General features: G+C 71.3%; 14 protein-coding genes. 3 read left to right on the top strand and 11 right to left on the bottom strand.

The genetic code is table 11. The features are described from left to right. Positions 1–17 precede the first annotated feature (17 nt). Positions 18–779, top strand: a complete 762-nt coding sequence (locus AB0F13_RS20380; protein ID WP_362083888.1) for a CbtA family protein — start codon at positions 18–20, stop codon at positions 777–779. A gap of 155 nt (positions 780–934) precedes the next feature. Here AB0F13_RS20380 and AB0F13_RS20375 read toward each other — a convergent pair whose 3' ends face one another. The 5 genes from AB0F13_RS20375 to AB0F13_RS20355 all read right to left on the bottom strand — a co-directional run bounded on the left by AB0F13_RS20375 (position 935) and on the right by AB0F13_RS20355 (position 6,569). Further along, positions 935–1,354 carry a DoxX family protein gene (locus tag AB0F13_RS20375; RefSeq protein WP_362083885.1) on the bottom strand — a complete coding sequence of 140 codons (420 nt, stop codon included), beginning with the start codon at positions 1,352–1,354 and terminating at the stop codon, positions 935–937. A gap of 51 nt (positions 1,355–1,405) precedes the next feature. After that, positions 1,406–2,716 (bottom strand): hemolysin family protein, encoded by a 1,311-nt coding sequence (locus AB0F13_RS20370; RefSeq protein WP_362083882.1) that lies wholly within the window; start codon positions 2,714–2,716, stop codon positions 1,406–1,408. After that, entirely contained in the window at positions 2,713–3,210 is a 498-nt protein-coding gene (gene ybeY, locus AB0F13_RS20365) for an rRNA maturation RNase YbeY (protein WP_362083879.1), read from the bottom strand. Before ybeY ends, AB0F13_RS20370 begins: the two co-directional genes overlap by 4 nt. Positions 3,211–3,224: 14 nt before the next feature. Then, positions 3,225–5,297, bottom strand: coding sequence for a PhoH family protein (locus AB0F13_RS20360; protein ID WP_362083876.1), 2,073 nt, complete (start codon positions 5,295–5,297; stop codon positions 3,225–3,227). 114 nt (positions 5,298–5,411) lie between these two features. Then, complete coding sequence (locus AB0F13_RS20355; RefSeq protein ID WP_362083873.1) at positions 5,412–6,569, bottom strand: PfkB family carbohydrate kinase; 1,158 nt, start codon at positions 6,567–6,569, stop codon at positions 5,412–5,414. A gap of 78 nt (positions 6,570–6,647) precedes the next feature. On the opposite strand from AB0F13_RS20355, the gene AB0F13_RS20350 reads away from it, so the two are divergent. Beyond that, the gene (locus AB0F13_RS20350; RefSeq protein ID WP_362083870.1) at positions 6,648–7,970 is read left to right on the top strand and encodes a 6-phospho-beta-glucosidase; all 1,323 of its coding nucleotides are present in this window, start codon (positions 6,648–6,650) and stop codon (positions 7,968–7,970) included. A 67-nt stretch (positions 7,971–8,037) separates the two neighbouring features. Here the strand turns inward: AB0F13_RS20350 and AB0F13_RS20345 are convergent, their stop codons facing one another. Then, positions 8,038–8,823, bottom strand: a complete 786-nt coding sequence (locus AB0F13_RS20345; RefSeq protein WP_362083868.1) for an FkbM family methyltransferase — start codon at positions 8,821–8,823, stop codon at positions 8,038–8,040. A 120-nt stretch (positions 8,824–8,943) separates the two neighbouring features. Then, positions 8,944–10,029, bottom strand: a complete 1,086-nt coding sequence (locus tag AB0F13_RS20340; protein WP_362083865.1) for an S-(hydroxymethyl)mycothiol dehydrogenase — start codon at positions 10,027–10,029, stop codon at positions 8,944–8,946. Positions 10,030–10,181: 152 nt separating this feature from the next. On the opposite strand from AB0F13_RS20340, the gene AB0F13_RS20335 reads away from it, so the two are divergent. Then, positions 10,182–10,982, top strand: coding sequence for an HAD family acid phosphatase (locus AB0F13_RS20335; protein ID WP_362083862.1), 801 nt, complete (start codon positions 10,182–10,184; stop codon positions 10,980–10,982). An 88-nt stretch (positions 10,983–11,070) separates the two neighbouring features. Here the strand turns inward: AB0F13_RS20335 and AB0F13_RS20330 are convergent, their stop codons facing one another. The 4 genes from AB0F13_RS20330 to AB0F13_RS20315 all read right to left on the bottom strand — a co-directional run bounded on the left by AB0F13_RS20330 (position 11,071) and on the right by AB0F13_RS20315 (position 13,759). After that, complete coding sequence (locus AB0F13_RS20330) at positions 11,071–11,760, bottom strand: hypothetical protein (protein WP_362083860.1); 690 nt, start codon at positions 11,758–11,760, stop codon at positions 11,071–11,073. Between the two features lie 88 nt (positions 11,761–11,848). Beyond that, positions 11,849–12,757: a ribonuclease Z gene (locus AB0F13_RS20325; protein ID WP_362083857.1), complete on the bottom strand. Its 909-nt coding sequence runs from the start codon at positions 12,755–12,757 to the stop codon at positions 11,849–11,851. 5 nt (positions 12,758–12,762) lie between these two features. Further along, positions 12,763–13,119: a histidine triad nucleotide-binding protein gene (locus AB0F13_RS20320; RefSeq protein ID WP_362083854.1), complete on the bottom strand. Its 357-nt coding sequence runs from the start codon at positions 13,117–13,119 to the stop codon at positions 12,763–12,765. Positions 13,120–13,207: 88 nt separating this feature from the next. Continuing rightward, positions 13,208–13,759, bottom strand: coding sequence for a hypothetical protein (locus AB0F13_RS20315; protein ID WP_362083851.1), 552 nt, complete (start codon positions 13,757–13,759; stop codon positions 13,208–13,210). Between the last annotated feature and the right edge of the window lie 316 nt (positions 13,760–14,075).

Below are 14,075 nucleotides of genomic sequence, written 5' to 3'. Positions count from 1 at the left end.
CCAAGGGGAACGAGCTCGTGAACTCCGTATCCGTAAGAGCCCTCCTCGTGCGGGGCATGCTGGCCGGTCTCGCCACCGGCGTACTGGCCCTGATCACCGCCTATCTGCTGGGCGAGCCCCACGTGGACTCGGCCATCGCGTTCGAGGAGGCGCACAGCCACGACCACGGCGACGGCGTCGAACTGGTCAGCCGCACGATGCAGGCCACGGGCGGTCTGGCCACCGGTGTCCTGGTCTACGGCGTCGCGCTGGGCGGCATCGCCGCGCTGGCGTTCTGTGTGGCCCTCGGCCGCGTCGGCCGGTTCGGCCCGCGGGCCACAGCGGCCCTGGTCTCCACCGGCGCGTTCGTGGCGGTCTTCCTGGTGCCGTTCCTGAAGTACCCCGCCAACCCGCCCGCGGTGGGCGACCCGGACACCCTCGACCAGCGCACCGCGCTGTTCTTCCTGATGATCGCGCTCAGCGTGCTGCTCGCCGTCGGCGCGGTCATCCTCGGCAAGCGGCTGGCTCCGCGGCTGGGCAACTGGCACGCCACGGTGGCGGCCGGCGCGGCGCTGGTGGTGGCGGTCGGGCTCGCGTACGCGTTCCTGCCCGCCGGTGACAATGTGCCGGAGGGCTTTCCGGCGACGCTGCTGTGGCAGTTCCGCCTCTCGGCAATCGCCATTCAGCTTGTGCTGTGGACCGGCTTCGGGCTGGTCTTCGGCGAGCTCGCCGAGCGGCTCATCGCGCCGAAGGCGGCGCGCGAGCGGGAGCCTGATGTGGCGGTCACGCCGACGGGCTGACCGTAACCGGGGGCTCCGCCCCCGGACCCCCGGTCCTCAAACGCCGGACGGGCTGGATTTCCAGCCCGTCCGGCGATTGAGGACACAAGCACAGCCAGCCCGTCCGGCGATTGAGGACAGCGCAGCAGCCCGTCCGGCGTTTGAGGACCAGAGCCTCAGCCGCATCGGCGCCGCCTTCTTCGTGGCCGGTCCGCGACAGCGATCAGCAGCCCGCCCAGAATCGACATGTTGCTGAAAAACGCGACCCGGTGCTGCATCCGCTTGCCCGGGTCCTCCTCCGCCCAGTACGCGTGCCCCGCCAGCGTCGTCGGCACAAGACTGACCGCCAGGGCCAGGGCGCAGGTGCGGGGCAGGATGCCCAGGGCCAGCAGCGAGCCGGCCCCGAGATGCACCGCACCGTTCAGGCGCACCAGCGCCCGCGCGTCACGCGGCAGGCCCGGCACCCACTCGGCGATGGCGAGGGCCACGGGCGCGGCCGTCCCGGCCAGCGCTTCGGGGTGCTGGACGGTCCGCAGGCCGCTGCTGACGAACGCCGAGGCCAGCAGCGGACGGGCGACCCTTCTGACAACTGCCACCTCCGGTACGTTCCCGGAGCACCCCGGAGGAAATCCCCGCACAGGGGATGTTCACTCCGCCGGGCCGTCCCCTGCGCGTACCGGTTCGACCAGCACGGTGACGATGCGGTTGCGCCGCCCCGACGCCGCCTCCGCGGTCAGCCGCAGCGCCGTCAGGCCGGGGTCCCTGCCCAGCTCCGTGAGCTTCACGTCCGCCGTCGCACCGGCGATCGGCACCCGGCCCAGCGACTTGGCGAGCAGGCCGCCGACGGTCTCCACATCCTCGTCGTCCAGCTCCTCCAGGCCGTACAGCTCGCCCAGGTCACCGATGTCGAGGCGGGCCGTGACCCGGAAGCGGCCGTCGCCGAGCTCCTCGACGGGCGGCAGCTCACGGTCGTACTCGTCGGTGATCTCGCCGACGATCTCCTCCAGGATGTCCTCGATCGTGACGATGCCGGCCGTGCCGCCGTACTCGTCGATGACGACCGCGCAGTGGTTGCGCTGCTGCTGCATCTCGCGCAGCAGGTCGCCCGCGTTCTTGGTGTCGGGGACGAAGACGGCCGGCCGCATGGCCGTCGAGACCAGCTCGGACTCGGCGTCACGGCTGATGTGCGTCTTGCGGACGAGGTCCTTGAGGTAGACGACGCCCACGACGTCGTCCTCGTTCTCGCCGGTCACCGGGATGCGGGAGAAGCCGGAGCGCAGGGCCAGGGTGAGCGCCTGCCGGATCGTCTTGCCGCGCTCTATGACGACGAGGTCCGTGCGCGGCACCATCACCTCGCGGACGAGGGTGTCGCCGAGCTCGAAGACGGAGTGCACCATGCGGCGCTCGTCGTCCTCGATCAGCGACTCCTTCTCCGCCAGGTCGACCATGGCCCGCAGCTCCGCCTCGGAGGCGAAGGGGCCCATGCGGAAGCCCTTGCCGGGGGTGAGGGCGTTGCCCAGCAGGATCAGCAGCCGGGGCACCGGGCCCATGATCCGGGCCAGCGGCAGGAGAACGTGCGCCGCCGTGGTGGCGGTGTTCAGCGGGTGCTGGCGGCCGATGGTACGCGGCGAGACGCCGACGGCCACGTACGAGACGAGGACCATCACGCCGACGGCGACCGTCAGCGCCTGCCAGGTGGAGTCGAACTCCTCCAGGCACACATAGGTGACGAAGACGCCCGCCGCCATCTCGCAGGCGACGCGCACCAGCAGCGCCAGGTTGAGGTAGCGGGTGGGGTCGGAGGCGACGGCCATCAGCCGCGCGCTGCCGCGCCGCCCGGCCCGCACGGCCTCCTCGGCCCGGAACCGGGTGGTCCGGGCGAGGCCGGCCTCGGCGCAGGCGGCGAGCCAGGCGACGACGAGCAGCAGGACCGCCGCGGCGATCAGCCGGCCGGTCACGTGAACGTGGGCGCCGGGGAGGGCCCTTCGATGCCGCGCTCGGCGCGCCAGCCGTCGATGATCGCCGCCTGGAGGCCGAACATCTCGGCCTTCTCGTCGGGCTCCTCGTGGTCGTAGCCGAGGAGGTGCAGGACGCCGTGGACGGTCAGGAGCTGGAGCTCCTCGTCCATGGAGTGCCCGGTCGGCGCCTCCTCGCCCTGCTTCTTCGCGACCTCCGGGCACAGCACGATGTCGCCGAGGAGGCCCTGCGGCGGCTCGTCGTCGTCCTTGGCCGGCGGACGCAGCTCGTCCATCGGGAAGGACATCACATCGGTGGGACCGGGCAGGTCCATCCACTGGATGTGCAGCTGCTCCATGGCCTCGGCGTCGACGACGATGACCGAGAGTTCGGAGAGCGGGTGGATACGCATCCGGGCGAGGGCGTAGCGGGCGACGTCGAGGATCGCCTGCTCGTCGGCCTCCGTGCCGGATTCGTTGTTGACGTCGATTGCCATGGGGTTACCGAGACTTACTTTCCGTTGCGGCTGTCGTACTGCTCGTACGCGTCGACAATACGTCCGACCAGCTTGTGCCGGACGACGTCCTGGCTGGTGAGAATGGAGAAATGGACGTCCTGGACGCCGTCGAGGATCTCCCGCACCTGGCGCAGGCCGCTGGTGCTGCCACCTGGCAGGTCGACCTGGGTGACGTCACCGGTGATCACGATCTTGGAGTCGAAGCCGAGCCGGGTGAGGAACATCTTCATCTGCTCGGGACTGGTGTTCTGCGCCTCGTCGAGGATGATGAACGCATCGTTCAGCGTGTTGTGCGTCAGCAGGTAGTCCTGGGTGACGTACAGCGAGTCCTCGGCCGCGACCTGGATGCAGACGGCCTCTTCGCGCCCTGCGGGTTCGATGCTGTCGATGAAGCGCATCGGCCGACCGCCGCCGCCGGCCGCCCGGTACTTCTCGGCCTTGCGGGCGAGACGGAAGGGCTCGATGCCTTCGGGGAGCCGGATGTCGACGATGTGAGCGTCGTAGCGGTGGTGGACATCGCGGCCCCTCGCCCTTCCCGGCGTCCGGCCTTCGGACGCGCGGCGACGGGAGTACGCCACTCCACCGAGCGACTGGACCAGCTCGATGACATCGTCGCGGAGCAGGATCGATGTCGTCGTGTACTGGATGCGGCAGGTGCGGGCGGACTGCGTGACGGGGCCGCCGTCGGCGTCGAGCAGGCCCTGGAGAACGGCCAGCCGTACCTCGGCCGAATTGCGCAGGTAGTCGTCGGGGATGAACTTCGTGTGCGACCGGGTGCCGAGCAGTTCCAGCGTGCGCAGCGACCCGGTGACCGGATTTTCCAGAGTGACCACATCGCCCGGCGCCTTCACCCGGTTCAGGACGTAGTCGACCTTGCTCTTCCAGCGCGCCTTCACACCCGGCAGGGCCGCTTCCAGGGCCGAGGCGAGCTCCGCGTCCTCGGTGGCGAACGACGGCGTCGTACGGCCCGTGAGGCAGCCGTCGCCCAGCAGGAGACCCAGGGCGTACGGGTCCATCGGGACCTCGCGCTCCGGGAAGCACACCGGCGCCGTGAGCAGCGGCAGCTCGTACCGCCGGGCGTGCGCGGCACGCAGGTTGCCGATCATCTCCTGGGTCTCCAGGACCCGCCACGGCTTGTCGCGGCGCTTGTCCGAGGCTGTACGGACCGTCCAGAGGTGCTCGCCGCAGCACAGCGTCCACGAGCCGTCCTGTGCCGTGACGCGGTAGATGTCCTTTTCGCCCTGGGGGTAGACGCCGAGGACCGGCGTCGGCTCACCGTTCGAGCCGATGACCAGGTCACCGACCTGGAGGTCACCGATGGGGCGCCAGCCAGCCGGTGTCAGGACCTTCGTGAAGCGCGGTTGTGCTCTGCCCCGCATATATGCCAGCGGCGCCACCTCGATCGTCCCCGCCGCCATCAGCCGCGGAATCGAGTCCGGGTCGAGCATGTCGTGCAGGGCGTCGTAGAGCGGGCGCAGGTACGGGTCGATCTTTTCGTAGAGCGTGCCGGGCAGGAAGCCGAGCCGCTCGCCGGCCTCGACGGCCGGCCGGGTCAGGATGATCCGGTTGACCTGCTTGGACTGCAGGGCCTGGACCGCCTTGGCCATGGCCAGATAGGTCTTGCCGGTACCGGCGGGGCCGATGCCGAAGACGACGGTGTGCTTGTCGATGGCGTCGACGTACCGCTTCTGGTTGAGCGTCTTGGGGCGGATGGTGCGGCCGCGGCTGGAGAGGATGTTCTGGGTGAGGACCTCGGCGGGGGTCTCGACCCCCTTCTCCTCGTCCCTGAGCATGGCGATCGAGCGTTCCACCGCGTCCTCCGTCATCGGCGCCCCCGTGCGGAGCACCAGCATCATTTCGGCGAAGAGGCGCTGGACGAGGGCGACTTCCCGCTCGTCGCCCGCCACACTGACTTCGTTGCCCCGTACGTGGATGTCCGTCGACGGGAATGCCTTCTCGATAACGCGCAGGAGCGAGTCCCCGGAGCCCAGGACCGTCACCATCGGGTGTTTGGCCGGGACGGTGAACCGGGCTGTCTCCTGCGGTCGTGCGGGTGTCTGAGTCATGGGCCGGCTCTCTGGCCTGCTCATCCCCTTCTATCCTGCGTCCTGCGTCCTGCGTCCGACGAAGGACCTTGGAATACCAAGGGTACGACGGTGCCCCCGTGAGCCCGAAGGCTTTTACGGCCGCCGGAAGCCCAGCGTGGGCACGGCCCGGCGCAGCGGCCAGGGCCGGGCGGCGGCGGGGAGGATGCCGTCGAGGAAGGCGTAGCGGCGCAGGGCGGCCTGGGACTGGTCGTTGAAGGACCGTACGTGCTGCCACCAGGCGGCGATCTCGACCCAGCCGGGCGCGGAGAGCGACCCGCCGAACTCCTGCACGGACAGGGCCGAGGTCAGCCCGGCGAAGGCGAGCCGGTCCGCCAGCGGCCACCCGGCGAGGGTGCCGGTGACGAAGCCGGCCACGAACACGTCCCCGGCGCCCGTCGGGTCGAGCGCCTCCACGACGATCGCCGGGACCTCGGCGCTCTCGCCCGTACGCCCGTCCACGGCGTACGCGCCCCGCTCCCCCATCGTCACCACGGCCAGCGGCACCTTGTCCGCCAGCGCGCGGGCGGCGGCGCGAGGGCAGTCGGTGCGGGTGTAGCGCATGGCCTCCTCGGCGTTGGGCAGGAACGCCTCGCAGTGCTCGAGGTCGGCCAGGTCGGCCGGGTCCCAGCGGCCGGTGTCGTCCCAGCCGACGTCGGCGAAGACGCGGCTGCCCCGGCGGGCGGCGCGCCCGATCCACTCCTCCTGCCGGCCCGGCACGAGCAGGGCGACGCAGGCGCGGGCGGGCGGCGGGCACTCGGGGGCGGGTTCCTCGGGCGGCGGGGCCTCGTGGCCGTGGGAGACCATCGTCCGCTCGCCCTCGTAGGCCATGGAGACGGTGACCGGGGAGTGCCAGCCGGGCACCGTGCGCGACAGGCTCAGGTCGATGCCCTCGCCGCGCGAGAGGGCCTCCCAGCAGTACTCGCCGTACATGTCGTCGCCGAAGGCGGCGGCCAGCGAGGTGCGCAGGCCCAGGCGGGACAGGGCGGTGGCCATGTTGGCGATGCCGCCGGGGCTGGATCCCATGCCGCGGGCCCAGGACTCGGTGCCGCGCACGGGGGCCGAGTCGAGGCCGGTGAAGATGATGTCGAGGAAGACCGGTCCGGTCAGGTAGACGTCGGTCGCCGGGTCGCTCTCGGAACGGACCTCGGCGAGGGGGTCGAGGACGGGCGCCGCGGGCTCGAACCGCTCGTCCCGGAAGTGCTCGCCCTGGCCGGCTGCCTGCGGTGTCACGTGCGGCGAAGGGACCGACATGCTCGCTCGTTGCTCCTCTCAGGGACGCACGGGTGCGGTCCGCCACAGTCTGCCCGATCCTGCGGTACGTTCCGGACTATGAGGCTGACGATTCTCGGCGGCGGCGGCTTTCGGGTGCCTCTCGTGCACCGGGCCCTGCTGGACGACGCCCGGCGCGAGGCCCCGGGCCGCTGCACGGAACTCGTGCTGTACGACACCGACTCCACACGCATGAGAGTCATCGCGTCGGTGCTGGCCGCCCAGGCCGCCGGGGTGCCGGGCGCCCCGGCCGTGCGGATCGCCGACGATCTGGACCAGGCGCTGGAGGGGACGGACTTCGTCTTCTCCGCGATCCGTGTGGGCGGCACCGCCGGGCGCGTGCTGGACGAGCGCATCCCGCTCAGCGAGGGCGTGTTGGGCCAGGAGACGGTCGGTGCGGGCGGGGTGCTCTACGGTCTGCGCACCGTGCTGGTGGCGCTGGGGATCGCCGAACGGGTCGCGGCCGTCGCCCCGGACGCGTGGGTCATCAACTTCACCAACCCCGCCGGGATGGTGACGGAGGCGATGTCCGCCGTGCTGGGCGAGCGGGTGATCGGCATCTGCGACTCGCCCGTGGGCCTGGCGCGCCGCGCCGCGCAGGCGGTCGGCGCGGACCCGGAACGGGTGGTCTACGACTACGTGGGCCTCAATCACCTGGGGTGGCTGCGTTCCCTGTCGCTCGACGGCAAGGACCTGCTGCCGGGCCTGCTGGAGGACGACGAGGCGCTGCACACGCTGGAGGAGGGCAAGCTCTTCGGCGGCGAGTGGCTGCGCGCCCTGGGCGCGCTGCCCAACGAGTACCTGCACTACTACTACTTCCGCCGCGAGACGCTGCGCTCGGTGCAGGAGGAGCCGGAGACCCGCGGCGAGTTCCTCGACCAGCAGCAGAGCGACTTCTTCACCGAGGCGGCCGCGGCCCCGCACCGTTCGTACGAGCTGTGGGAGCGCACCCGGCTGCAGCGCGAGGAGACCTACGGGGCCGCGAGCCGCGCGGCCAGCGGCGGCTGGCAGCGCGACAGCTGCGACCTGGACGGCGGCGGCTACGAGAAGGTGGCGCTGGCCTTCATGCGGGGGGTCGCCGAGAACGAGGGCGCCCGGCTCATCCTCAACGTACGCAACGGTTCCACCGTGCCGGCGCTGAACCCCGACTCCATCATCGAGACGGTGTGCGTAGTGGACACCAAGGGCGCGCACCCGATGCCGTGCGCCCCCCTGCGCGAGGACCAGCTGGGCCTGATGCTCCAGCTCAAGGCGGTCGAACGGGCCACGATCCAGGCGGCCGTCCACGAGGACCGTGCCGCGGCGCTGCGCGCCCTGGCGCTGCACCCGCTGGTCGACTCCCCGGCGGTGGCGGCCCGCATCCTCGCCCGGGCGCAGGCCTGACGCCCCCTGCGGGGCGCGGCCGGAGCGGGCCGCGCCACGCCCGGCCGCCGGCGCGGATCCCGCAGGGTCAGTCCCGGCGGGCGAACAGCATGTGGACGGTGCCACCGGCGAAGGCGGGGTCCTTGGTGACCTCGACCGTGTAGCCGCGGCCCGCGAGCATGGCGACGGCCTGCCCGAGTGCCCCGTCACGGTCGTGGACCTCCACGAGCAGGCGCCGCACCCGGGGCCACAGCTCCTCGTCGAGGCCCGCCAGCACCTCGAGTTCGGCGCGTTCCACGTCGACCTTGAGCAGGCCGACCCGGTCGACGGCGTGCTCGCGGAAGACCGTGCTGAGCGTGGTGACGGGGACCGTGGTGTGTTCGCGCACCTCGTCCAGCCGGCGCGTCAGGGCCCTGAGCTCGTCGTTGAACCCGGCGCCGTCCATGAACGCCAGGAGGTTGAGCTCGTTGTCGGCCTCGTCGGCGCAGAGGGTCGACTTCGACGACGCGTGCGGGTAGTAGACGAATTCCCGCTCGCCCACCTGTGCGCCGAGGGCGGTCCGGAACGCGGTGGCGTTCTTCGCGTGGCGCGCGATGTTGCGCTCCAGGCACTCGCCCATCGTCGTCGCCGGCTCGAAGGACAGGATGCGCGTCCTCGGAAGCAGCCGGGCGAAACACAGGGTGGCCAGGCCGATGTGGGCGCCGACGTCGAGCACCACCTCGTCCGGGCCGAGGCCCCGGGCAGCGCGGGCGTACGGGGAATCGCCCTGGATCTCCTGCCAGAGCATGTTCGTCTCGTACTCGTTGAAGCACGCGACTTCCAGGCCGTCGGGAAGCACGAGCTCGATGATCGCCTGCTCCGCGCTGTCGGTCATGACCACATCCTCACTCCCTGGGAAGTCGGACAAACCTACAGCGGCGTACGGAACGCCGTCAGGAAAGCACGTTTTCTCTGGGACAGTCGTCAGTGATCGGTGACGCCGGAGCAGGGCGGGTCAGAACACGACCACCGAGCGCAGCACGTCGCCGGTGTGCATGCGCTCGAACGCCTTCTCCACGTCCCCCAGGCCGATCGTCTCGGTGACGAACGCGCCGAGGTCCAGCCGCCCCTGCCGGTGCAGGTCGATGAGCATCGGGAAGTCGCGCGAGGGCAGGCAGTCGCCGTACCAGGAGGACTTGAGCGCGCCGCCGCGACCGAAGACGTCCAGGAGCGGCAGCTCCAGCTTCATCTCCGGGGTGGGCACGCCGACCAGGACGACCGTGCCGGCCAGGTCACGGGCGTAGAACGCCTGCTCGTACGTCTCGGGGCGGCCGACCGCCTCGATGACGACGTCCGCGCCGAAGCCGCCGGTCAGCTCGCGGATGGCCTCGACCGGGTCCGTCCGGCGGGAGTTGACCGTGTGCGTGGCGCCCATGCGCAGCGCGGTCTCCAGCTTGCGGTCGTCGATGTCGACGGCGATGATCCGCGCCGCGCCCGCCAGCCGGGAGCCGGCGATCGCCGCGTCGCCCACGCCACCGCAGCCGATGACGGCCACCGAGTCGCCGCGCCCGACCTCGCCGGTGTTGATGGCGGCACCGATGCCCGCCATGACGCCGCACCCGAGGAGGCCCGCCACCGCCGGGGAGACGTCGGGGTCGACCTTGGTGCACTGGCCGGCCGCGACCAGCGTCTTCTCGGCGAACGCGCCGATACCGAGCGCGGGCGAGAGCTCGGTGCCGTCCTTCAGCGTCATCTTCTGCTTCGCGTTGTGGGTGTCGAAGCAGTACTGCGGACGGCCGCGCAGGCACGCCCGGCACTGGCCGCACACGGCGCGCCAGTTCAGGACGACGAAGTCGCCGGGGGCCACCTCGCTCACCCCCTCGCCGACGGCCTCCACCACGCCCGCGGCCTCGTGGCCGAGGAGGAAGGGGAAGTTGTCGTTGATGCCGCCCTGCTTGTAGTGCAGGTCGGTGTGGCAGACGCCGCACGCCTGGACCTTCACCACGGCCTCGCCGGGTCCCGGGTCCGGCACGACGATGGTCTCCACCCGGACCGGCTCGTTCTTCCCCGGTGCGATGACTCCGCGTACTTCCTGCGCCATGGTCAGCGCCCCACCCTTCTCGTCGCTGGTCTGTCCGACATGGTCACGGTACGCCCAAGGATCTTTCTCCGCGCGTAGAAGACCCTTGACCAGCGCTGGTCAAGCGCCTTAGCTTCGCGCTGCACCTTCCTTGTTACCCAGGAGTCACTACAGTGTCGCTCTCCCCCAGGTCCACCCGCGTGCGCATCGCCGCGGCCACCGCCGCACTGGCCGTCGGCGCCGGTCTCTACACCGCCGGCGCGGCCTCGGCCGACCACGCGGTGCCCCGCACGGACAAGGAGATCCCGAACCTCACCCAGGTCCAGGACAAGATCAAGGCCTTCTACGGCGACACCGTCGACAAGGCGGGCCAGCACTACGCCTCGCCGGACAGCAACTACGCCAAGCAGGTCGCCGACATCGAGAAGAAGGCCACGGCCCAGCTCGAGAAGGTCGTCAAGAACCGGGCCCACGCCAAGAAGGGCGCGAAGAAGCCCGCCATCGTCCTGGACGTGGACGACACCACGCTGCTGACCTACAACTACGAGCTCCAGGTGGGCTTCCACTTCACGCCCGAGTCGCAGGACGCGTACCTGAAGTCCACCGACATGGCGCCCGTCTTCGGCATGCCGAAGCTCGTCAACTGGGCCAAGTCCCAGGGCATCGAGGTCTTCTACGTCACCGGCCGCGGCGAACACCAGCGCGAGTGGAGCGCCCGCAACCTCAAGAACGTCGGCTACAAGCCCGCCGCCGACACCGCGCACTTCTTCCTGAAGAACAAGCAGACCCCGCCCGCCTACCTCGCGTGCGGCGCGAAGTGCACGACCGTCGAGTACAAGTCGGGCACCCGCAAGTACATCGAGTCGCAGGGCTACGACATCGTCGCCAACTTCGGCGACCAGTACAGCGACCTGCAGGGCGGCTACGCGGACCGCACCTACAAGCTGCCGAACCCGATGTACTACCTCCCGTAGGGGTTTGCCCCGGCCGGCCCGGCCGGGCACCGCGCATATGGTGCCCGGCCGGGCCGTTGCCGGGATGCGGCACGATTGAGCGAAGCCTTTACCGCCCGGCCGCCCGACCCCCGCCGTGCGCGCCGGGATGCGGGGCGCCCGCTACCGTCACGCAGGCCACTGAGCCGGCCGGACGGGCAACGTACGCGTCCTCCATGGCCCGCTGGTGCCGGACATAGCGCTCCCACGCGCGTACCGTCGCCACATTCTCCGGGTCCGTGTCCAGCCCCCGCGCGACGCGGTCGCCGAGGCGGCCCATGTACGCGCGGACCGTCGGCGCGAGCCACGGCACGGGCACCACGAGGCTGGAAATGCAGCTCTGGTACGTGGTGCCGCGCAGGGCGACGCGGCCGTCCAGGGAGGTCATGGCGAACTCGGGGCACCCCGCCGTGGCGGAGCCCAGCAGGCGGGAGGCGGAACCCGCGCCGATGAGGTCCCACTCGTCCAGGAGATGGACCCGCCGCCAGTGACGGCCGACCAGCAGCAGGAAATCGCCTTCCGGGCCGAACAGTTGGTGCTCGACCGCCAACGCGTGCCACACCGCATTGGCCCGCGGCACGAAGTCCGGGTTCTCCTCCAGCCAACCGTCGGCCCAGGCCTCGCCGTCCACCGCCGCGTCCCGGCGGCGGTCCTCGTTCCCGCACGTGGTGAGCAGCGACATGACCGAGGGAGGCGTGGTGACGGCGGGCACGCCGCCGGGGAGCAGCTGCAGTCCGGCGCGGCGCAGGCGTTTTACCACTCTTCGAGGATTCACGGCGAAGGAGTCCACGTTTGCCGCACCCGCATGCTCCTGTGGTCTTCCGGACCCCGCCCGGCCGGCACGGCGCTCACAGCCGCTTCGGCACGGGCACGCGCATCAGGTCCCGGGCGACGGTCAGCTCGCCGTCGAAGCCCGCCGCCCGGGCCTGGCGTTCGAAGACGGCCGGGTCGTCGTAGCGCTGCGAGAAGTGCGTGAGCACCAGGTGCCGCACGCCCGCCTCGGCCGCGACGCGCCCGGCCTGGCCCGCCGTCAGGTGGCCGTGGTCGGTGGCGAGGGTCTCGTCATCGTCGAGGAAGGTCGACTCGATGACGAGCATGTCGCAGCCCTCGGCGAGCTCGTGGACGCCGGCGCACAGGCGGGTGTCCATGACGAACGCGAAGCGCTGCCCTCGCCGGACCTCGCTCACCTGGTCGAGGGTGACGCCGCGGACGGCGCCCTCGCGCTGCAGCCGGCCCACGTCCGGCCCGCTGATGCCGTGCGCCGCCAGCAGCTCCGGCAGCATGCGCCGGCCGTCGGGCTCGACGAGGCGGTAGCCGTAGGACTCGACGGGGTGGGAGAGCCTGCGCGCCTGGAGGATGTACGAGTCCGTGCGCGCGAGCACCGCGCCGGTGCCGGCGACCGGCTCCTCGGCCAGCTTCACCGTCTCCTTGTACGCCGTTGCGTACCGCAGCCGGTCGAAGAAGCGCTGCCCGCTCGCCGGGTAGTGCGCGGTGACCGGGTGCGGCACCCGGTCGAGGTTGATGCGCTGGACGACCCCGGCCAGGCCGAGGGAGTGGTCACCATGGAAGTGGGTGACGCAGATCCGGTTCAGGTCGTGGGCGGCCACCCCGGCGCGCAGCATCTGGCGCTGGGTGCCCTCTCCGGGGTCGAAGAGCAGGCCCTCGCCGTCCCAGCGCAGGACGTAGCCGTTGTGGTTGCGGTGCCGGGTGGGCACCTGGCTGGCGGTGCCGAGGACGACGAGCTCGCGTACGGACATACCGCTTAGCCGGGCGGCCAGTTGAAGCCGCGGCCGCCGAGGACGTGGGCGTGCGCGTGGAAGACGGTCTGCCCGGCGCCGGCGCCGGTGTTGAAGACGATGCGGAAGCCGTTCTCCCCGTTCTCCTGCAGGGCGACCTCGCCGGCGTCGCGCAGCACGTCGGCGGCGATCTGCGGCTCGGCGGCCGCGAGGGCGGCGGCGTCGCGGTAGTGCACCTTGGGGATGACCAGGCAGTGCACGGGCGCCTGCGGGTTGATGTCGCGGAACGCGAGGGTCGTCTCCGTCTCCTTGACGACCGTCGCGGGCACCTCCCCTGCCGCGATCTTGCAGAACAGGCAGTCGGCCTGCGGTTCTCCCGCCACCGGTGGCTCCTCCCGGGTCGTCGGCTTCTACGATCCGGATGTTACCGGTAGGTCCCTACGGGCCGTGGCGGCCCCGCCCGGCCCCGCGCTACTTGCCCTGCTGGTGGTGGCCGTGATCGCCGGGATTCGGCGGCTTGTCGGTGCAGTCGGCGGACGAGGTGGGCTTCGGCGGCGGACCGGGCGGTTTGCCGTCGCCCGTGCCCGTGCCCGTGTGGGAACAGTCGCCGAGCACGCTCAGCGAGAAGACCGTCCTGCCGTCGGCCTTGGCGGTCAGCAGGCCGCGGACGCAGGCCTGGCCGGTGATGCCGGTGACCCTGCCGAAGACGATGATCTTCTTGCCCGTGTCGGTGCGCCCCTCGCATTCGACACCGACGGCGGATACCGGCTGTGTCGCACCGGCGGAGTCCGCGCCGCCGTTCTCGGCCCTGCCCTTGCAGCTGAGCCAGGCCACGTGGACGCCCGCGCGGTCGAGCGCCTGGCCTGCCTGCCGTTGTGTGGTGACCGCGACGGTCACCGGATCGAGCCCGCCGGCCGGGTCGCAGCCGGCGAGCGTCACGACGGCCGCACCCGCGAGAGCGGCGGCGCCCGCCGCGTACCGCACCCGGGGAACACGGACACGTATGCGCCCCAACGCACCCATAGCGGGGAGTCTCCCACCGGCCCGAGCCGGACGGAAGAACGCCTCCGGGCCATGGCCCCACACTCCGGCACCCCGGCGGCCCGGCAGTCCGGCACCCCGGCGCGCGGCTCCCCCGCCGGGAAAGGTCTATGCCAACATTGTGTAATCAAGCCCGAGTTCGTTCGGAAACACAGGATTTATCGTTTCCGCACCTGAGTTTCACCTTTCCCCCTTACCCTCTTACCCTCGGCCGAGGAGAGACGCACGCGTACTGGGGAGTCGCGTGAGGAGGGGGAGATCCGAGCGTTGCCGCGGCGCTTCCGTGGCGCTTCCTAGG

It is taken from the genome of Streptomyces sp. NPDC026206 (genome assembly GCF_040638465.1).
In the GTDB taxonomy this organism is placed as follows: domain Bacteria; phylum Actinomycetota; class Actinomycetes; order Streptomycetales; family Streptomycetaceae; genus Streptomyces.
The sequence above is the reverse complement of the archived record's forward strand: the minus strand, read 5'-3'. Positions and strand labels throughout refer to the sequence as shown.